This is a genomic window from Rhodoferax sp. SPJ21, assembly GCF_058216335.1.
Window position 1 is genome coordinate 1,440,295 of record NZ_JBYZMO010000001.1, and the last position, 17,827, is coordinate 1,458,121.

A 17,827-nucleotide genomic window follows, 5' to 3' on the forward strand; every position below is an offset into this window, starting at 1 on the left:
GTTTTGGGTGGGGGTAGCAAGCAGGGCCAGACGCGGCCCTGCCTACCAAGTGCGCGCCCCTTGCTCTGGGGGGGGAGCGACAAGCGCAGCCAGCGCCGCGCGAACGAGTTACAGCTTGAACGGCACCACAACCTGGTGCTGTTCGCCCAGGCCTTCGATACCCAGCGACATGGTGTCGCCTTTCTTCAGGAACACGGGGGGCTTCATACCCAGGCCGACACCGGGTGGCGTGCCGGTGGTGATCACGTCACCGGGCATCAGAGTCATGAACTGGCTGAGGTAGCTGACGATCTTGGCCACACTGAAGATCATGGTCTTGGTGCTGCCGGTTTGCACGCGCTTGCCGTTCACGTCCAGCCACATGCTGAGCTTTTGGGGGTTGGGCACTTCGTCGCGCGTCACCAGCCAGGGGCCTAGCGGGCCGAAGGTGTCACAGCCTTTGCCCTTGTCCCATGTGCCGCCACGCTCCAGCTGGTATTCACGTTCGCTGATGTCGTTGATGGTGCAGTAGCCGGCCACAAAGTTCAGCGCGTCTTTTTGCGACACGTAGCGGGCCTGCGTGCCGATGACCACGCCCAGCTCAACTTCCCAGTCGGTCTTCTTCGAGCCCTTGGGCAGCATCACGGGGTCGTTCGGACCCTGGATGCACGAAGTGGCCTTCATGAACACCACCGGCTCGGCCGGTATCGGCAAGCCCGACTCGGCGGCATGGTCGGCGTAGTTCAGGCCAATGGCGATGAACTTGCCCACGTTCGCCACCGGGCTGCCCATACGCGGCTTACCCTTGACCAGCGGCAGCTTGGCCGGGTTCAGCTTGGCGATCTTCGCCAGGGCCGCGTCGCCCAGCTGCGCCGGGCCGATGTCCTTGAGCTCGGCGCTGAGGTCACGCAGCTTGCCTTCGGCATCGACCAGGCCGGGCTTTTCCTTTCCGGGGTTGCCATAACGAACCAGTTTCATGGATTTCCTTTGTGTGTAAAAAAGCGATTCAAAACCCAACATACCTAGCGCCCACAGAGGTCCGTCGTGGCGCAGCCCCCTGGGTTTTGCCGGATGCCTCCCAGCATAATGTGTGGGATTATTAATTGGCCTTACCACTTGGCCAATTAAGGCTTACCCTTAACCCTGTTCTCTACCTCTGCTTGAACCTTTCTGATCCATGCCACTGCACCCCCTGGAACCCCAACGCCTGTACCGCCAGATCGCCGAGCAGATGCGCAAGGGCATGCTGTCTGGTGAGTTCCCGGTGGGTACGCGGCTACCGGCGGAGCGCGAGCTGGCCATCCAGCTCGGCGTAAGCCGCCCCTCCGTGCGCGAGGCGCTGATTGCGCTGGAGGTCGAAGGCTGGGTGGAGGTGCGCACCGGCTCTGGTGTGTATGTACTGGAACGCGGCCCGCGAAGCCCAAACGCCACCGTGCCCACCGCCGAATGGGGCCCGCTGGAGCTGATCCGCGCCCGCCGCGTCATCGAGGGTGAAACCGCGGCCCTGGCCGCCACCCTGGCGCAACCCGAACACATCGCCGCCATGCAGCAGGCCCTGCAAACCATGCAGGACGAAGCCGCGCAAGGCAAGGCGCCGCTGGACGGCGACCGAGACTTCCACTCCGCCATCGTGCAAGCCAGTGGCAACGCCGTGCTGGTGGAAACCATCCACAGCTTCTGGGACGCTCGGCGCGGCCACCTGTTCACCCGGCTGGGCGGCTACTTTGAAAGCCCACGCTCCTGGCGCATGGCGCTGAAAGAGCACCAGGCCATCCTGGCCGCCATCCAGGCACAGGACGCCACCGCCGCCCGCGCCGCCATGCACGCCCACATGGACAAATCACACCACCGGCTGAACGCCAGCTGGCAAAAAGCCAACCCCGCCTGAACTGCTCCGCCACCATGACCACCACTTCTGCCCCGTTCATTCGCCTCCATCCTGCCGATGACGTGCTCATCGCCCGCACCCAGCTGCTCAGCGGCGCCAGCGTCGAGGGCATCGCCGTCAAAGGCATGGTGCCGCCCGGCCACAAGATCGCCACCCACGCCATTGCCGCTGGCGAGCCGGTGCGGCGCTACAACCAGATCATCGGCTTCGCCTCGCGCGCCATTGGTCCGGGCGAACATGTACACACCCACAACCTGAACATGGGGCCGGACAAGGGTGACTTTGCCCGCGACTACGCGTTTGGCGCCGATGTAAAACCCGCCGCGCCACGCCGTGAAGCCACGTTCATGGGCATCCGGCGCGCCGATGGCCGGGTGGCCACGCGCAACTACATCGGCATCCTCAGCAGCGTGAACTGCTCGGCCACCGTGGCCCGCGCCATTGCCGAGCACTTCTCACGCCAGACCAACCCCGCCGCCCTGGCCGAATACCCGCACATCGACGGCGTGGTCGCCCTGACCCACGGCACCGGCTGCGGCATGGATGGCGAGGGCCTGGGCCTGCAACTGCTGGAACGCACACTGGCTGGTTACGCCACCCACCCCAACTTCGGCGCCGTGGTGGTCATCGGCCTGGGCTGCGAGGTCAACCAGACCAGCGCCTGGCTGGCCCACAGCAGCCTGCGCGAGGGCGACACCCTGCAGACCTACAACATCCAGGACGCAGGTGGCACCCGCCATGCCGTCGAAAAAGGCATTGCCTTGGTGAGCAATATGCTCGCCAGCGCTAACAATGTGCAGCGCGAGCCCTGCAGCGTCTCCCACATCACCATCGGCCTGCAATGCGGTGGATCGGACGGTTACTCGGGTGTAAGCGCCAACCCGGCGCTGGGCGCAGCGGTGGATCTGCTGGTGGCCCACGGCGGCACCGCCATCCTCAGCGAAACCCCGGAAGTCTATGGCGCCGAGCATTTGCTGACGCGCCGTGCGGTCAAACCTGAGATCGCCGAGAAGCTGGTCGGCCGCATCAAATGGTGGGAGCACTACACCGAGATCAACAGCGGCGAGATGAACAACAACCCCTCGCCCGGCAACAAGGCCGGCGGGCTGACCACCATCCTGGAGAAGTCGCTGGGTGCCGTCGCCAAGGGCGGCACGACCAACCTGGAGGGCGTGTATGAATACGCCGAACCGGTGACGGCGCACGGCTTCGTCTTCATGGACACACCCGGCTACGACCCGGTCAGCGCCACCGGCCAGGTCGCTGGCGGGGCCAACGTGATCTGCTTCACCACCGGCCGTGGCAGCGCCTACGGCTGCGCCCCCTCGCCCTCGCTGAAGCTGGCGACCAACTCCGCGCTGTGGCAGCGGCAGGAAGAAGACATGGACATCAACTGCGGCGAGATCATCGACGGCAGCAGCTCGGTGCAGGAGATGGGCCAGCGCATCTTCGAGCTGGTGCTGGCCACCGCCTCGGGCGAGCAAAGCAAGAGCGAGCGCCACGGCTACGGGCAGAACGAGTTCGTGCCCTGGCAGGTCGGCGCGGTGATGTAGACCTCACCTCAAGTTGCCGAAATTTATACATAAAAACAGACTCTGGCGCAGATAAAACCTGCGCAAGCAGCTACTTTTTTTATAGCAAATATAAATCAGTCGCCCGCTGCCAGCTCGGCCTGCCAGCGGTCCAGGTTCTGCTCGTTGGCCGGCTCCACGATGTGCCGCACGGCGGCCGCGACTTCCGCACTCTCGAAAGCCTGCTCCCACGTCACCCGCGTGCCCGCCGCCGTGGGCTCCAGGCCGATGGTGAGCACAAAGTGTGGCTGCGACAGATGCTGCACCACGATCTTGCGCGCCGGCTCGATCTGCCCGAAGGTGGATTCGTTGAGATAGCTAGCGCCATCCGGCCCGTGCATGATGAAGCGCCACTGGCCGCCTGGCTTGAACTCGAAGACTTCGAAGCTGTTGTGAAAACCATCCGGCCCCCACCACCGGGCCAAACGCTCGGGCGCGGCAAATGCTGCGAATACAGCGTCCGGTAGGGTCGTGAAGATTCTGGACGTTTTAAAGGTGGCCATAGCGGCTTCTCCTAGGCGGGCGAATTGGCAAATTTTGACAACTAGGAACGTATAAGAAAAGTATCGCAGCCTGGTGTGGCACTAGATGGCCGGCCCCAGCTCAACGGTCTTGGCCTGCCGGATGTAGCTGGCAACGGCATCCGCCGACATCGGGCGCTCAAAGTAGTAACCCTGTGCCTCATCGCAACCGAAGACGCGCAGCTGGTGCAGCATGTCGGCGGTTTCAACGCCTTCGGCGATGGTGCGCAGGTTCAAGCTGCGGGCCATTTGGACAATGGCCCGCACGATCGCCGCGTCATCGGGGTCAGTACCCAAATCGCGCACAAAGGACTGGTCGATCTTGAGCTTGTCTATGTCAAAACGCTTCAAATACGACAGACTGGAATAACCGGTGCCGAAATCGTCGATAGACAGCTTCACACCCAGCAGCTTCAAGCGCTTGACACAGTCCAGCACGCCCTCCACGTTCTGGATCAGGATCGACTCGGTCAGCTCCAGTTCCAGCAGCGCGGGGTTCAGCCGGCTTTCTTCCAGCGCATGGATCACCGACCGCTCCACGCTACCGCGTTTGAACTGCACGGCAGAGAGGTTCACCGCCATGCACAGTTCAGGCAGTCCGTCGCGCTGCCAGGCCATGGCCTGGCGGCATGCCTCACGCAAGACCCAGTCGCCAATCGGGACGATCAGACCGCTCTCTTCGGACACCGGTATGAAGCGCGCAGGCGACACCATGCCGAGCTGGGGGTGATTCCACCGGATCAGCGCCTCGACCCCAACGATGGCACCGCTGGTCAGATCGATCTGGGGCTGGTAGTGCAAAACGAATTCATTGCGCTCCAGCGCGCGCCGCAGGCCATTGCGGATGAACTGGTGCTCGATCGCCTCCACGTCCATCGCGTCGTCAAAGTAACGGTAGGTATTGCGCCCATCCCCTTTGGCTTTGTACATGGCCATGTCGGCCTTTTTGAGCAGGCTCTCAAAGCTCGTACCGTCCTCAGGAAAAATGGTTACGCCCATGGATACCGAAGTCGAAATTTCATGGCCGTCGGCATAAAAGGGCAACTGCATCTGCTCCATGAGCTTGGCCAGAATCGGCGCCGCATCTTCCGCCTGGCTCAGGTCCGGCAAAAGAATCAGGAACTCATCCCCCCCCAGCCGGCTGATGGTGTCGGTCTCGCGCATACAGGCACTCAGGCGGATGGCGATCTGTTTGAGGAAGGCATCGCCGCTATCGTGGCCCAGCGTGTCGTTGATGCTCTTGAAGTTATCCAGATCCAGAAACAGCAGCATCACGCGCCAGTTTGTTCGGCTCGCCTGGGCCTTGGCCTGCTCGAAACGGTCCTGCAGCAGCAGGCGGTTAGGCAGGCCGGTCAGCGCGTCATGGAAAGCCTGAAACTGAATCTGCTGCTCTGCCAGCTTGCGCTGGGTGATGTCGGCTACGAGGAATATATTGGCGTCGGTTTGACCGTCTGCAGTGAACAAGGGCGCAGTGGACAAGCTGATGTGTACGACGGAGCCATCACGACGTTGTCGTACCAACTCAACCTGGTTGAGCGACTCGCCATTTTGCAGCCTAGAGCAGATGTCCTCGTACTCCTGCGTCCTGTCTATTGGGATGAACCGTACCCGATGGCCGATGGCCTCTTCGGCAGTCCAACCAAACATCCTCTGTGCGGCAGGGTTCCAGCTTCTCACAACATTATTAAGGTCACTGGTGTAGATGGCCAGGGGTGAGTTCTTCACCATCGACTCCAGCCGCTCATTGCTGGCTTTGAGCTCAGCGCCCGAGCGGATGATCTCTTCGCGCATCCGATTGACGGCGTTTGCCACGTGGTCGAGCGCATCGGGGCGCCAGCGGCCACCATCCCGACGGTTGAGCTGCAATGGCTGCTCACTGGATACATTTCTTGAGAATTGAAGCAGATAGCCGGCAATATGTTCCAGATGCTGCCCTACCAAAGCCTGAAAGATCAGCAGAACGAAGGCGGTGACCAAAAAGGTCTTGATGGCGTTGCTCACCAGCATGACGATGAATTTGGACCACAGCCGCGACACCACGTTGTCCACGCTGGCGACCACATGCAACTCGCCAATCGCCACGCTCTCGCCACCACTGAGGTGGTTCAAGGGGAAGACGGTTTCGATCTGGCGCCTGGAGGTCTGCGTACCAGCCGACCACTGGGTCTTACCGTCAGACACGATGCTCAGGTACTCAACGTCGCCCAGGTTCAGCAAACCGTTAAGGTGGTTCTGGATCTGGGTCGGCTCCAGTACCCATACGCTTTCCACCAGGGTGGGCAAATACACCTTGCGGATCGATTCAACCCGCTCATTGATTCCGCGTATATCCCCCCTATAGTCCAGGTAGAGCTCCACTGCGGTGATGACTGCTGTGACGGCGGAACTGAATAAGATCACGGCCAGCATGATCCTGCGCGCAATGCCGTTGTTGCGTATCAGCGCCTTGTTGAGGAAATTCAATTTCAGAACGTCGGCAAGTGTCATCAGCTCTCCAGCTGTCGAGCGTTGGATCAAAGATGCGCCTGTCGTTCGCTTCGGCTTCACGCGCCGAAGACCATGCCCACGACTTAAGCGCCCGGGAGACCTTCAAACCAGGTCCGAGTGCGTCTTGCCAAACACATGCATTTGTTCGCACATGCCATTAACCCCAAGCTACAGTGTACGTGCAGCAGACATAGCCACCGGTAAAAGTAGCCGCCGAAATTTAAACCCTTTTGTCGCTAGAAAGTCGGGTTATAAATACCAGCATTGAGTATTTACCGACTTGGCATACTCCAGGACGCATACCACCTAGGAACTCAAGATGGCAATCAACAAAAGAGTTCCATTTTTTCATACATTGAGGCGTTGCCTATCGGCCTTACTCGCCATCACCATGGCGTCACATATGGTGCATGCGGAAGACCTGGTGTTGGTTGCCGCCGACAGCCGCCCCACTGCCTATATTGTGGATGGCAAACCAACCGGCATTCTTGTAGACGTGGTAACCGAAGCCTTTCGACGTTCTGGCCATTCCGTAAAAATCCAGTTAATGCCATGGGCACGTTGCCTGGCAGAAGTGCGTGATGGCAATGTGGACGGCATATTCTCGGTTTTCAAACTACCCGAGCGAGAATCGTTTCTTGCCTACACCAGCAACCCGGTTATCACGCAAGTCGAGGTATTTTTTATCCACGCAGATTCGGATATTCGATTTACTGGCAATTTAGCCGATTTATCGCATCTCAGAGCCGGCATTATCCGGGGCACCAGCTACGGCCTGGATATCGATAAGCTGGTCAAGAATGGAACCTGGCAGAACATCACTTACACCAGCAGCGTTGACAGCCTCGCCGCCATGCTTGCCGCCAAGAGAATTGATTTTGCACCCAGCTACCGTGCGGTATTTCTGGATGCAGCCAAACAAAATGGTTCCATTGGCAAAATAAAGGAACTGAGCCCCGCCGTTGAATCCATTCCCAGTTATCTGGCTTTCAACAAGAAACGCGACTACGCAAAAATCAGCGCCGAATTTGACAAGGCGCTGGCGTCCATGAAGAAGGACCAGTCCTTCGACGCCATCTACGCCAAATACTTGAACTAAGGCGACGCCGAATAAGTCTCCGCGAGACTGCGTGCCCTGGATCGGGATGGGATGCAAGGCGCAAACCGCAGACATAGCTTGGGCTATGGCGAGGATTTGCAACGCAGCAGACCGCCCGAGGCCAGGGATGCGCAGACCGCGAGGGACTTGGTCAGCGTTGCCCTAAGCATCCATCGCGGGCTAGCCCGCAGCTGCCAGCAAACTCCGCAAACTCCCCTCCAAATGCTCGGTCGGCAAGCGTGTAAAGCCCGAACGCGCAAAGCGCTGCAAGCGTCCCGAAACGAAAGAAGTCATCACCGAGGCCCGCACCTGGGCATCTACCGTGGGGGTGTCGCTGCCAGCGCTGGCCGCGCGCAGGCACTGGCGCAACGTGGCCTCGATCTTGTCGAAGAACAGGTTCATGCGCTGCTGTAGGCGTTCGTTCTCGAACACCAGGGCATCGCCCACCATCACGCGCGTCATGCCGGGGTTCTTCTCGCCGAACTGCAGCAGCACAGAGACGATGCGGCTGGCTTGGCGCAGGCCGTTGCCGTCGTCATTGGCCATGATCTGATTCACCAGCGAGAAGACCGATTGTTCGATGAACTCGATCAGTCCCTCGAACATCTGCGCCTTGCTGGCGAAGTGCCGGTAAAGAGCTGCCTCGCTCACATCCAGGCGCGCAGCCAGAGCGGCGGTGGTGATGCGCTCGGCACCCGGCTGCTGCAGCATGCTAGCCAAGGTCTGCAGAATCTGCACCCGGCGCTCGCCCGGCTTGGGGCGCTTGCGCGGTGCGGTGGTCTCAACTAGCTCAGAGTCTTCGGCCATGCGGGCACTTTAGTGCGAGCGGATCATGGTGCCGAAAGCCTGGTCGCCCAGAATCTCCAGCAGCAGCGCATGCGGCACGCGGCCGTCGATGATGTGCACGGCCTTCACGCCGCTCTTGGCGGCGTCCAGCGCGCCAGCAATCTTGGGCAGCATGCCGCCCGACAGGGTGCCGTCGGCAAACAGGCCGTCGATGTCGGAGGCTGTCAAATCGGTCAGCAGTGCGCCGGCCTTGTCCAGCACGCCGGGGATGTTGCTCAACATCAGCAGCTTTTCAGCCTGCAGTTGGATAGCGAGCTTGCCGGCCACCACGTCGGCGTTGATGTTGTAGCTTTCGTTGTCAGCACCAAAACCGATGGGGCTGACAACGGGAATGAAGGCGTCGTCCTGCAGCGACTTGACGACGCTGGCGTCGATGCTCTCGATATCTCCGACCTGGCCGATGTCATGCTCGATGCTGGGGTCGGCGTTGTCGGCCATGCGCAGCTTCTTGGCGCGGATCATGGCGCCGTCGCGCCCGGTCAGGCCCACGGCCTTGCCGCCGGCCTGGTTGATCAGGCCCACGATGTCCTGCTGCACCTGGCCGCCCAGCACCCACTCCACCACTTCCATGGTTTCGGCATCGGTCACGCGCATGCCCTGGATGAACTGGCCCTTCTTGCCCAGGCGGCCCAGCGCCGACTCGATCTGCGGGCCGCCGCCGTGCACCACCACCGGGTTGATGCCGACCAGCTTGAGCAGCACCACGTCTTCGGCAAAGGCTTTTTGCAGCGCCGGTTCGGTCATGGCGTTGCCGCCGTATTTGATGACCATGGTCTTGCCGTGGTACTTACGGATGTACGGCAGGGCCTGGGCCAGGATTTCGGCTTTGTCGCGGGGTGCAATAGGGGTAGACATGGAGCGGGGTTCCCAAATAAAGGCTAAGGCTGAATCATATAAGCCCGCCGTGGCATTTCAGTGCGGGTGACTTTTGGAGCGTGCGCATGGGCTTACGCCTTGTGGGTAGACAGCAGGATGCTGGTCTCGGTATTGGAAATACCGGGGATGGTGCGTATGGTGTTGAGCACCTTGTCAAACGCCTCCAGCGTGTCGGCGCGCAGCTCGGCGATCAGGTCCCAGCGGCCGTTGGTGGTGTGCAGGGTCACCACGTTGGGGTGGCCGCGCAGGGTGCGGCGCACCTCTTCGCCATGCGGGCCATCCACCGCGATGCCCATACTGGCGCGGATGCGGTGCGCCTCCACCTCGGGGCGCAGCCGCACCGAATAGCCGACGATGGTGCCATCGGCCTCCAGCTTGGCGATGCGGTTTTGCACCGTGGCACGCGCCAGGCGCAGCTTTTTGGCGATGGCCACCACCGGCATGCGGGCGTCGTCGCGCAGCAGCGCGATCAGTTGGCGGTCGGTATCGTCCATTTAAAACTAGCCATATTGCCCATATTGATGGGCCAAATGTAAGGTTTACCGTCAGACTTGCCAAGTTGCATGCTTCATTTTGGCGCCTCCGGGCGGAAAAATACCGCCATGCACACACATACCAGCCCCTCCCGCACGGCCTCCATCCAGGCGCCCAGCGCCGTCGTCATGGTGCGGCCGCACCGTTTCACCCCCAACCCCGAAACAGCCGCCGACAACGCCTTCCAGAGCCCGGCTGCCCAGGAGGCCGCGCACAGCATTGCCGCGGCGGCTTACCGCGAAGTCACCGACGCGGTGGCCCAGCTAGAGGCCGCAGGCGTGCGTGTGCACCTGTTCGAAGACACGGGCGAACGTGACACACCAGACGCGGTGTTCCCCAACAACTGGTTCTCCACCCACCCGGGCGGGCATATCGCCATCTATGCCATGTACTCGCCCAGCCGCCGCCGCGAACGGCGCAGCGACGTGATCGAGATGCTGAAAACGCAGTACCGGGTGCAGGATGTGATCGACTACTCCGGCCTGGAGCAGGACAACCTATTTTTGGAAGGCACGGGCGCCATGGTGTTCGACCACCTGGCCCGCGTGGCCTACACCGCACGTTCGCACCGGGCCGACCCAGTGCTGCTGGAGCGCTTCAGCACGCACTTCAACTTCGAGCCCATGCTGTTCGACACCGCCGATGCGGCAGGCAAGCCGATCTACCACACCAATGTGCTGATGTGCGTCGCCACGGAATTCGCGCTGGTGGGCATGGACATGGTCCCGGACGCGCAGCGGGCGGCCCAGGTGCGGGCGCGGCTGGAGGAGTCGGGGCGCGAAGTCATTGCTTTAAGCTCGCAGCAGATTGCCGAATTTGCAGGCAATGCCATCGAGCTCTCGGGCCGCAACGGCCGGGTGTTAGCGCTGTCGCAGCGGGCCTGCAACAGCCTGACAGCCGCACAAAAAGCGGCTATCGAAAAGTCGGCCCGCCTGCTGCCGCTGGCCGTGCCGACGATAGAGATGGCCGGGGGATCGGTGCGCTGCATGATTGCAGGGATCCACCTATCCCCGCGCAGCTAAGGCAACGCCGAACAAGTCCCTCGCGGTCTGCGCATCCCTGGCCTCGGGCGGTCTGCGGCGTTGCAAATCCTCGCCATAGCCCACGCTATGTCTGCGGTTTGCGCCTTGCATCCCATCCCGATCCAGGGCGCGCAGCCTCGCGGGGACTTATTCAGCGTCGCCCTAAGCCATCAATGGTGATGGCCGTGCTCGCCGTGCACGTGCTGGTGCGCCACCTCTTCGTCCGACGCGGCGCGCACGCTCACCACCGTCACGGTGAACTGCAGGGCCTGCCCGGCCAGGGCGTGGTTGCCGTCCAGCAGCACCTCGGGGCCCTTGATCTTGACCACGTTGTAGATGTGCTCGCGGCCGTCGTCGGTACGGCCCTTGAGCTGGCCGCCGACCTTCACGCCGGGTGGGAATTCGCTCTTGGGGATGCTGCGCACCAGCGTTTCGTCGCGCACACCGAAGGCGTCTTCAGGCTGCAGATTCAAGGTAACCTGGTAGCCGGCCACGCGGCCTTCCAGGGCTTCTTCGATCTTGGGCAGGGTGTTGTTGTAGCCACCGTGCAGGTAGACCATGGGGTCCTTGGGTGCTTCGATGAGCTTGCCTTTGGCGTCGGCCACCTTGTAGCGCAGGGTGACGGCGGTGTTTTTTTCGATTTTCATGCTGGAAGCCGCCTGGGGCGGAAATAGGACAGGTGCTGCCTATTTTCGCGCAGGCCGCTGCCAGCTCTTTCTACACAAGCAAAAACAGCTTCCAGCGCAATCACTACCTGCGCTAGCAGCTATCGATTCAGGAGCGCACGTCGGCCAGGTCCACCTGGGCTGTCTCGGGCAACTGCGAGGCGCCCAGCAGCGCCAGCACTGCAATGGCCATCAGGTAGTAGGCCGGGGCCAGGTGGTCGCCGGTGCGCTCTATCAGGTAGGTGGCCATCAGCGGCGCAGTGCCGCCAAACACGGTGTAGGCCAGGTTGTAGCTGATGGCCGAGGCGGTGTAGCGGATGCGCGTGGGAAACAGCTCGGACAGCAGCACCGCCGTCACCACGCCCGACAACACGGCGGCCAAGGCCTGCAAAGCAGCGCCCAGCAGGGCCAGCGGCACACTGCCCGACTTGGCCAGCTGGAACGAGGGGTAGGCACACACAACCGCCAGCGCACACACGGTGTACATGGTGCGCTTGCGCCCCACATAGTCGCTGTAACGCCCCGCTACAGGGCACAGTGCAATCGCCACCAGCAAGCCGCACACACCCACCAGCAGCGCCTGGTTGCGGCTCAGCTGGCCCACCACCTGCACATAGGTCGAGAAATAGGTGGTGAAGGTGTAGAACGACAGCGCCGTCACCGCGATGAACAGGCTGAGCCACAGAATGCGCAGGCCGTGGCTGCCAAAGGTCTCGCGCAGTGAAGCGTGCTGCGCGCCGCGGTCCTCCTCCGCCACCGCCTGGAAGGCGGGCGTTTCCGCCAGCTTGGTGCGCAGGTACAAGCCGATCAAGCCCAGCGGCGCAGACAAGATGAACGGCAGCCGCCAGCCCCAGTCGGCCATGGCCTGCGGCCCCAGCCACACACCCAGGGCATAGGCCACCACCGCCGCGCTGGCAAAGGCCGAAAAGGTGGACACCGGCAAGAAGCTGGCGTAGCGCGCACGCTGGCCGCGTGGCGCATGCTCCATCACATAGGCACAGGCACCCGCGTATTCGCCGCCGGCCGAGAAGCCCTGCACGCAGCGCGCCAGCGTCAGGGCCAGGGGTGCAGCCACGCCAATGGCCGCATAGTTGGGCAGGAAGCCAATCGCCGTGGTGGCGGCAGCCATGAGCAGAATCGTCAAGGCCAGCGTGCGCTTGCGGCCGATACGGTCGCCCAGCATGCCAAACACCACGCCGCCCAGGGGCCGGAAGGCAAACGCCACGGCAAACACTACAAAGGTCTTGAGCAGCCCGGCCTGCGGGTCGTCGCCAGGGAAGAACTGCTGGGAAATGGCGGTGGCCAAAAAGCCATACACCGCGAAATCAAACCACTCTACGAAATTGCCGATCGACGCGGCAGCAATGACTTTGTAGATGGTCTTTTGGGGGACGTCCGCCTGCATAGAACTCCTTGGGGTAGTGGTCTGAACGCAGAGCGATTTCCATGCCACATCTCCCAAGGCGCCAACGCCCCCGTCGCGGCTTCAGGACGTAGGCGCCAGCTGCTTCTCACCGCCCAACATCTGGGTGAAGCGCGCCGGGTCCTTACCGTGCACCGGTTCCGCATTGCCCCAGGGCCAGCCGCCGAACTGGGTGCGGCGGTAGTCGGCCATGGCCTGCTCGATCTCGGCACGGGTGTTCATCACGAACGGGCCGTACTGCGCCACCGGCTCGCCCAGCGGACGGCCCTGCAGCAGCAGGAACTCACACATGTCCGGCCCACCGACCAGCTCTACGTCTACACCCGCCTCCAGGCTGATGACGGCATGGCTGTTCAATGCCTGGCCGGCGACCTGCACCGACGCGCCTTTGAAGAAATACAGCTGGCGCCGCGTCTGCGCGCCCTTGGCAGCGGGCAGGGTCCAGCGCGCGCCGGGCTCCAGCGTGATGGTCCAGATGGCCACATCGGCATCGGCCTGGGCAGCGAAGGAATCGGGCGGCGGTGCCAGCGGCTGCACATCGCCCAATTGGCCAGCGGTAATCTGCACCTGGGTGCGGCGGCCTTCGGCATCGGTGTGCGTGTACACCGGCACATCCTGCTGCCAGAACATGGTGAAGTGCGGCGCCACCATCTTGTTGCGCGCGGGCAGGTTCAGCCAGATCTGGAACAACTCCAGCGGGTTGGCTTGGGCCGGGTCCAGCAGCGGGAACATCTCGGCATGCACGATGCCGGCGCCGGTGGTCAGCCACTGCACGTCACCAGCGCCGTAGCGGGCGCTGGCACCCAGCGAATCCGCGTGGTCCACCAAGCCCTTGCGCACCACGGTCACGGTCTCGAAACCCCGGTGCGGGTGCGGCGGAAAGCCGGGCACGCTGTCGCCGTGGTACATGCTCCAGCCGTCCTTGCGGCTGAAGTCCTGGCCTATGGACCGTCCCGCCAACGACGCCGCCGGGCCCAGCTCGCCATTCGCCTCAGGATAGGCATCGTCGTGGTAGGCGCAGAAGAGGAACGGGTCCATGGTTTCCCAGGGGAAACCGAGCGGTTTGACTTGCAGAACGGGGTGGCTGGCTGACATGGCGGGGCTTTCTTTGCAAAAAGACTTATGTTGGGGCGCGGGTAGCAAAGTCAACCACGTTGCAGATTGCCGCCTAGTTCGCCACCAGCACCGGCTGCTCACGGTATACCGCCGGCAGCAGGCTCTTCAGGTTGACAATCTTCGGCAGGTCAAACTGCGCGATGTAAGACGCCGTGGGGTGCAGCGTCGCGTAGTTCTGGTGGTACTTCTCGGCCGGGTAAAAGCCCTGCAGCGGGCTGAGCTGGGTGACGATCTTGCTGGGGAAAACCTTGGCCGCATCCAGCTCGGCGATGTAGCGCTCGGCCACGGCCTTCTGGCCGGGGCTGGTGTAGAACAGCGCGGACCGGTACTGCGTGCCCACGTCGGGGTACTGGCGGTTCATTTGCGTGGGGTCGTGCGCCACCGAGAAATAGATTTGCAGCAGCTGCGCGTAGCTCACCTGCTTGGGGTCGAAGCGCACCTGCACCGCCTCCGCATGGCCGGTGCCGCCACCGCTGACGGTCTCGTAGCGTGCATCGGACGGCTTACCGCCGGCATAGCCAGACACTGCCTCCAGCACACCGTTGGTGTGCTGGAACACCGCCTGTATGCCCCAGAAGCAGCCCCCGGCAAACACCACGGTTTCACTCGCCTGGCTGGCCGGCGCCACGCCCGCCAGCGCCTGCGCCTGCGCCGAGGGCGGCGGAATGCTGACCGCCTTTTCGGCCACGGCGTTCGGGCTCCAGTACATCGCTGCCATCACGACGGCACCGGCCATGAGCAACAGATTGGCCTTGCTGACGGCGAAACGGGAAGGGGGCGTGGATGGTGTGCTGGTGCGTGTCATGGCATGTCCTTCATATAGAGGTCTGAGTCGCTGCGGAGCGCAAGGTTCACAAGGTTCACAGGGTTCACAGGGTTCACAGGGTTCATTGCCCCTTGGTCGGCCCGGGTGCCAGATCCTTACACCCGGCTCTGGCGAGCAAATAAATTGAAGCGCTGTGTAAGGTTTGCGCCGCTCACCAGACTAAAGCTTACAGACAGCTGCCGCACCCCGCTGCAGCGCCTGCACTTACCCCACAGGAACCACCATGAACAAATTCTCCGCCACCCTGATCTCCGCCTGCCTGCTGATGGCCACCGCCGGTGCCATGGCCGAAGACACCATGAAGAAAGACGACATGATGAAGAAGGACGGCATGGCCCAGGACAGCATGATGAAGAAAGATGAGATGAAAAAGCCCATGGCCAAGAAGCACGCCATGGCGAAAAAAGACACCATGAAAAAGGACGACATGATGAAGAAAGACGACACCATGATGAAGGACGGCATGGCGACCGACGCCATGAAGAAGTAAACCCCAGCTTCTAACGGCGCAGCGCTACACCAGTGCCAGGTGCTGCGCCAAATGGCTGTACACCGCATGCACCCGCCGCAGGTGGCGGGACTCGGTGTGCGTCAGCAGCCAGAGCTCGGTCTGGGCTTCGTCCAGCGCATCGCTGAGCTGGCGCAGGTCATTGCGGCGCTGCGCTAGAAACAGGGGCAGCACGCCTATGCCCAAGCCTTGGGCGACCAGCTCGGCCACGGTCAGGATGCTGTTGACCCGGTACGCAGGCGCCACCTTGGGAAAATGCTTTTTGCGCCAGACCACAGACGGGTGCTCGGGAAGTCCTTCATCGGGCGCCACCCACCGGGGTAGGGCCGCCGAATCTGCATCGAACCGTTCAATACCACTGTGCAAACCAGCGAACAGTGCCACGCGGATTGGGCCTATGTGCTTGCCCACCAGATGCGGCGGCGGCCGCTGGGTTGCGCGCACCGCGATGTCGGCGTCGCGCCGCGTCAAGCTGGCCAGTTCATTGCCCGCATGCAGCTCATAGGCCAGCAGCGGGTGCTGGGCGTGCAAAGCCTGCAAAGCCGGCGCCACCAGCGCATGCAAGATGGTGTCGGTGCTGGTGATGCGCACCGTGCCCGCGACCTGCTCGGGCAAGGCCTGTGCTGCCGAGCGTGCGGCCTCCAACTGGGCCTCCATCTGCTCGCCACGGCTGGCCAGCTCCTGCGCCAGTTCCAGCGGCTGGTAGCCGATGCGCGAGCGCTCGAACAGGCGCTGGCCCAGGCCCTTCTCCAGGCGCTGGATGCTGCGGAACACGGTGGACGCATCCACCGCCAGCCGCTCACCGGCGCCCGCCAGCGTGCCGGCACGCACCAGGGCCAGCACGGTTTCCACATCGGCCGCGCTCAGTTTGTATTGCGTTTTTGCATGCATGGTTTGTAGGCCTGCCTATTTTCATTGTGCTGATGCAATCCTACAGTCTGGGCATCTCCACGCAACAGGCCCACGCCATGCCCACCCTCATCAGCCACCCACTCTGCCCCTATGTGCAACGTGCCGCCATCGTGCTGGCAGAGAAGAACCTGCCCTTTGAACGCATCCACATCGACCTGGCCCACAAGCCCGACTGGTTTTTGCAAATCTCGCCGCTGGGCAAGACGCCGGTGCTGCAGGTGGACGGCCAGGCCATCTTCGAGTCGGCTGTGATCTGCGAATACCTGGACGACACCACCGCACCACGCCTGCACCCCGAGGACGCGCTGCAGCGCGCCCGCCACCGCGCCTGGGTGGAATTCGGCTCGGCCATGCTGAACACCATTGCCGGCTTCTACAACGCGCCTGACGACGCTGCGCTGCAGCGCAAGGCCGCCGAGCTGCACGCCCAGTTGGCGCAGCTGGAAGCCGCCTTGCAGGACGGCCCCTACTTTGCGGGCCCGCGCTTTTCGATGGTGGATGCGGTCTTTGGCCCGGTGTTCCGCTACTTCGATGTGTTTGACGGCCTGGGCGACTTCGGCTTTTTTGCCAGCGCGCCCAAGCTGCGCGCCTGGCGGCAAGCCCTGGCCGCCCGGCCGTCGGTGGCAGGGGCCGTGGGCTGTGACTACCCGGAGTTGCTGCGCCGGTTTTTAAGCCAGCGCCCTTCCGCATTAGCGCAGCGCCTGGCTGCACCTACGCCGGTTTAAAGATCAGGTCGGCTTGTTCACAAAGCCGATCACCAAGCCCTTGTCAGTCACGGTAATGCTGCCCGGCTGCAGGCCCATGGTGTCGGCCAGGGCCAGGTCTTGCGGGCGCAGGGTGTGCAGCACCACCTCCTGCAGCGACTGCTTGGACAGCGCCGGGCCCATGCTGCTCAGCATCACCTGCAGCTCCGGCGGCAATTCGGGAAACTGCAGGTTCTGGAAATGCAGCTGGTAGGCACGTATGGTCTGGTCGCTGGCCTCGTAGCGCAGCGCAAAGTCCACATCAAAGCTGCCGCTGTAGCTGCGCCCCAGCACCGGGCCGGTGGCCTGAAGCTGCATGGCAGCGCCTAGCCGGTTCTGCGCGGGCAATAAGCGCAGCAGCGGGGTTTGCACATCCAGGTTCAGCAGGCCCTGCACCGGGTAGCGCATTGGAAAGCGCTGGGCCAGCGTCTGCTGCAGCACCTGGGCCGACACGGTATAGCTGGGCTGCGCCCGCGCTGCGTCCACGGCCAACACGCCCGCCCCCAGTAGCGCCCAACGGGCGCCGGCCACCAACACGTTTCTACGTTGCATAAATCTCCTAGCCTGTGTCGGGTTCATGCAGCCGGCCAGAGTTCCGCCCTGGGCGGCTACCGGCGCCACTTTTACACATAAAAACAAGCTCTGGCGCAGATACGATATGCGCAATACGCTATCAATACAGAAGCGCGTGCAGACCCAACGTACGCCCGGTGCCAGCGCCTGACCCACAATATTTGCACAGCCGCGAATCCAAATGCCCGGCACGCACCTCTTGGTAAGTGGGAATGTTCCCGGAATCTGGAGAAGGTGG

Annotated in this window: 18 protein-coding genes; 6 read left to right on the top strand and 12 right to left on the bottom strand. The window is 62.6% G+C overall.

All coding sequences use genetic code 11. From position 1 onward, the window contains the following. Positions 1 to 108: 108 nt before the first annotated feature. Positions 109 to 957 carry a fumarylacetoacetate hydrolase family protein gene (locus tag AC4BBN_RS06540; RefSeq protein ID WP_490591139.1) on the bottom strand — a complete coding sequence of 283 codons (849 nt, stop codon included), beginning with the start codon at positions 955 to 957 and terminating at the stop codon, positions 109 to 111. Positions 958 to 1,156: 199 nt separating this feature from the next. On the opposite strand from AC4BBN_RS06540, the gene AC4BBN_RS06545 reads away from it, so the two are divergent. Together AC4BBN_RS06545 and AC4BBN_RS06550 are read left to right on the top strand one after the other, a co-directional pair. After that, positions 1,157 to 1,867, top strand: coding sequence for a FadR/GntR family transcriptional regulator (locus tag AC4BBN_RS06545; RefSeq protein ID WP_490591140.1), 711 nt, complete (start codon positions 1,157 to 1,159; stop codon positions 1,865 to 1,867). A gap of 14 nt (positions 1,868 to 1,881) precedes the next feature. Continuing rightward, positions 1,882 to 3,420: a UxaA family hydrolase gene (locus AC4BBN_RS06550; protein ID WP_490591141.1), complete on the top strand. Its 1,539-nt coding sequence runs from the start codon at positions 1,882 to 1,884 to the stop codon at positions 3,418 to 3,420. 95 nt (positions 3,421 to 3,515) lie between these two features. On the opposite strand, the gene AC4BBN_RS06555 is transcribed toward AC4BBN_RS06550, so the two are convergent. Both AC4BBN_RS06555 and AC4BBN_RS06560 read right to left on the bottom strand, forming a co-directional pair. Then, positions 3,516 to 3,941, bottom strand: a complete 426-nt coding sequence (locus AC4BBN_RS06555) for an SRPBCC family protein (RefSeq protein WP_490591142.1) — start codon at positions 3,939 to 3,941, stop codon at positions 3,516 to 3,518. 81 nt (positions 3,942 to 4,022) lie between these two features. Further along, positions 4,023 to 6,446: a bifunctional diguanylate cyclase/phosphodiesterase gene (locus tag AC4BBN_RS06560; protein ID WP_490591143.1), complete on the bottom strand. Its 2,424-nt coding sequence runs from the start codon at positions 6,444 to 6,446 to the stop codon at positions 4,023 to 4,025. A gap of 319 nt (positions 6,447 to 6,765) precedes the next feature. On the opposite strand from AC4BBN_RS06560, the gene AC4BBN_RS06565 reads away from it, so the two are divergent. Continuing rightward, positions 6,766 to 7,545 (top strand): substrate-binding periplasmic protein, encoded by a 780-nt coding sequence (locus AC4BBN_RS06565; RefSeq protein WP_490591144.1) that lies wholly within the window; start codon positions 6,766 to 6,768, stop codon positions 7,543 to 7,545. A gap of 180 nt (positions 7,546 to 7,725) precedes the next feature. Here the strand turns inward: AC4BBN_RS06565 and slmA are convergent, their stop codons facing one another. The 3 genes from slmA to AC4BBN_RS06580 all read right to left on the bottom strand — a co-directional run bounded on the left by slmA (position 7,726) and on the right by AC4BBN_RS06580 (position 9,761). Next, the gene (gene slmA, locus AC4BBN_RS06570) at positions 7,726 to 8,352 is read right to left on the bottom strand and encodes a nucleoid occlusion factor SlmA (RefSeq protein WP_490591145.1); all 627 of its coding nucleotides are present in this window, start codon (positions 8,350 to 8,352) and stop codon (positions 7,726 to 7,728) included. 9 nt (positions 8,353 to 8,361) lie between these two features. Next, positions 8,362 to 9,246 carry an acetylglutamate kinase gene (argB, locus tag AC4BBN_RS06575; RefSeq protein WP_490591146.1) on the bottom strand — a complete coding sequence of 295 codons (885 nt, stop codon included), beginning with the start codon at positions 9,244 to 9,246 and terminating at the stop codon, positions 8,362 to 8,364. Between the two features lie 92 nt (positions 9,247 to 9,338). Next, on the bottom strand, positions 9,339 to 9,761 hold the full coding sequence (locus AC4BBN_RS06580) for an Lrp/AsnC family transcriptional regulator (RefSeq protein ID WP_490591147.1): 423 nt from the start codon (positions 9,759 to 9,761) through the stop codon (positions 9,339 to 9,341). Between the two features lie 108 nt (positions 9,762 to 9,869). On the opposite strand from AC4BBN_RS06580, the gene ctlX reads away from it, so the two are divergent. Next, positions 9,870 to 10,823, top strand: coding sequence for a citrulline utilization hydrolase CtlX (ctlX, locus tag AC4BBN_RS06585; RefSeq protein ID WP_490591148.1), 954 nt, complete (start codon positions 9,870 to 9,872; stop codon positions 10,821 to 10,823). 170 nt (positions 10,824 to 10,993) lie between these two features. On the opposite strand, the gene AC4BBN_RS06590 is transcribed toward ctlX, so the two are convergent. The 4 genes from AC4BBN_RS06590 to msrA all read right to left on the bottom strand — a co-directional run bounded on the left by AC4BBN_RS06590 (position 10,994) and on the right by msrA (position 14,832). Further along, positions 10,994 to 11,470: an FKBP-type peptidyl-prolyl cis-trans isomerase gene (locus tag AC4BBN_RS06590; RefSeq protein ID WP_490591149.1), complete on the bottom strand. Its 477-nt coding sequence runs from the start codon at positions 11,468 to 11,470 to the stop codon at positions 10,994 to 10,996. A 127-nt stretch (positions 11,471 to 11,597) separates the two neighbouring features. Next, entirely contained in the window at positions 11,598 to 12,893 is a 1,296-nt protein-coding gene (locus tag AC4BBN_RS06595) for an MFS transporter (protein ID WP_490591150.1), read from the bottom strand. Positions 12,894 to 12,974: 81 nt separating this feature from the next. Then, entirely contained in the window at positions 12,975 to 14,006 is a 1,032-nt protein-coding gene (locus tag AC4BBN_RS06600) for a pirin family protein (RefSeq protein ID WP_490591151.1), read from the bottom strand. A gap of 73 nt (positions 14,007 to 14,079) precedes the next feature. Continuing rightward, positions 14,080 to 14,832 carry a peptide-methionine (S)-S-oxide reductase MsrA gene (gene msrA, locus AC4BBN_RS06605; protein ID WP_490591152.1) on the bottom strand — a complete coding sequence of 251 codons (753 nt, stop codon included), beginning with the start codon at positions 14,830 to 14,832 and terminating at the stop codon, positions 14,080 to 14,082. Between the two features lie 244 nt (positions 14,833 to 15,076). On the opposite strand from msrA, the gene AC4BBN_RS06610 reads away from it, so the two are divergent. Further along, the gene (locus tag AC4BBN_RS06610; protein WP_490591153.1) at positions 15,077 to 15,343 is read left to right on the top strand and encodes a hypothetical protein; all 267 of its coding nucleotides are present in this window, start codon (positions 15,077 to 15,079) and stop codon (positions 15,341 to 15,343) included. 24 nt (positions 15,344 to 15,367) lie between these two features. Here AC4BBN_RS06610 and AC4BBN_RS06615 read toward each other — a convergent pair whose 3' ends face one another. After that, entirely contained in the window at positions 15,368 to 16,252 is an 885-nt protein-coding gene (locus AC4BBN_RS06615; protein WP_490591154.1) for a LysR family transcriptional regulator, read from the bottom strand. Positions 16,253 to 16,284: 32 nt separating this feature from the next. Between AC4BBN_RS06615 and AC4BBN_RS06620 the strand changes: the two genes are divergently transcribed. Beyond that, on the top strand, positions 16,285 to 16,998 hold the full coding sequence (locus AC4BBN_RS06620; RefSeq protein ID WP_490591155.1) for a glutathione S-transferase family protein: 714 nt from the start codon (positions 16,285 to 16,287) through the stop codon (positions 16,996 to 16,998). 3 nt (positions 16,999 to 17,001) lie between these two features. Here the strand turns inward: AC4BBN_RS06620 and AC4BBN_RS06625 are convergent, their stop codons facing one another. Further along, entirely contained in the window at positions 17,002 to 17,568 is a 567-nt protein-coding gene (locus AC4BBN_RS06625) for a DUF1439 domain-containing protein (RefSeq protein WP_490591156.1), read from the bottom strand. Positions 17,569 to 17,827 lie beyond the last annotated feature (259 nt).

Coding starts and splice junctions, on each gene's coding strand:
- AC4BBN_RS06580 (WP_490591147.1), bottom strand. CDS start 9,761: ATGGACGATACCGACCGCCAACTGATCGCGCTGCTGCGCGACGACGCC.
- AC4BBN_RS06615 (WP_490591154.1), bottom strand. CDS start 16,252: ATGCATGCAAAAACGCAATACAAACTGAGCGCGGCCGATGTGGAAACC.
- AC4BBN_RS06555 (WP_490591142.1), bottom strand. CDS start 3,941: ATGGCCACCTTTAAAACGTCCAGAATCTTCACGACCCTACCGGACGCT.
- AC4BBN_RS06625 (WP_490591156.1), bottom strand. CDS start 17,568: ATGCAACGTAGAAACGTGTTGGTGGCCGGCGCCCGTTGGGCGCTACTG.
- AC4BBN_RS06620 (WP_490591155.1), top strand. CDS start 16,285: ATGCAATCCTACAGTCTGGGCATCTCCACGCAACAGGCCCACGCCATG.
- argB (WP_490591146.1), bottom strand. CDS start 9,246: ATGTCTACCCCTATTGCACCCCGCGACAAAGCCGAAATCCTGGCCCAG.
- msrA (WP_490591152.1), bottom strand. CDS start 14,832: ATGACACGCACCAGCACACCATCCACGCCCCCTTCCCGTTTCGCCGTC.
- AC4BBN_RS06610 (WP_490591153.1), top strand. CDS start 15,077: ATGAACAAATTCTCCGCCACCCTGATCTCCGCCTGCCTGCTGATGGCC.
- AC4BBN_RS06590 (WP_490591149.1), bottom strand. CDS start 11,470: ATGAAAATCGAAAAAAACACCGCCGTCACCCTGCGCTACAAGGTGGCC.
- AC4BBN_RS06595 (WP_490591150.1), bottom strand. CDS start 12,893: ATGCAGGCGGACGTCCCCCAAAAGACCATCTACAAAGTCATTGCTGCC.
- slmA (WP_490591145.1), bottom strand. CDS start 8,352: ATGGCCGAAGACTCTGAGCTAGTTGAGACCACCGCACCGCGCAAGCGC.
- AC4BBN_RS06550 (WP_490591141.1), top strand. CDS start 1,882: ATGACCACCACTTCTGCCCCGTTCATTCGCCTCCATCCTGCCGATGAC.
- AC4BBN_RS06565 (WP_490591144.1), top strand. CDS start 6,766: ATGGCAATCAACAAAAGAGTTCCATTTTTTCATACATTGAGGCGTTGC.
- AC4BBN_RS06540 (WP_490591139.1), bottom strand. CDS start 957: ATGAAACTGGTTCGTTATGGCAACCCCGGAAAGGAAAAGCCCGGCCTG.
- AC4BBN_RS06600 (WP_490591151.1), bottom strand. CDS start 14,006: ATGTCAGCCAGCCACCCCGTTCTGCAAGTCAAACCGCTCGGTTTCCCC.
- ctlX (WP_490591148.1), top strand. CDS start 9,870: ATGCACACACATACCAGCCCCTCCCGCACGGCCTCCATCCAGGCGCCC.
- AC4BBN_RS06560 (WP_490591143.1), bottom strand. CDS start 6,446: ATGACACTTGCCGACGTTCTGAAATTGAATTTCCTCAACAAGGCGCTG.
- AC4BBN_RS06545 (WP_490591140.1), top strand. CDS start 1,157: ATGCCACTGCACCCCCTGGAACCCCAACGCCTGTACCGCCAGATCGCC.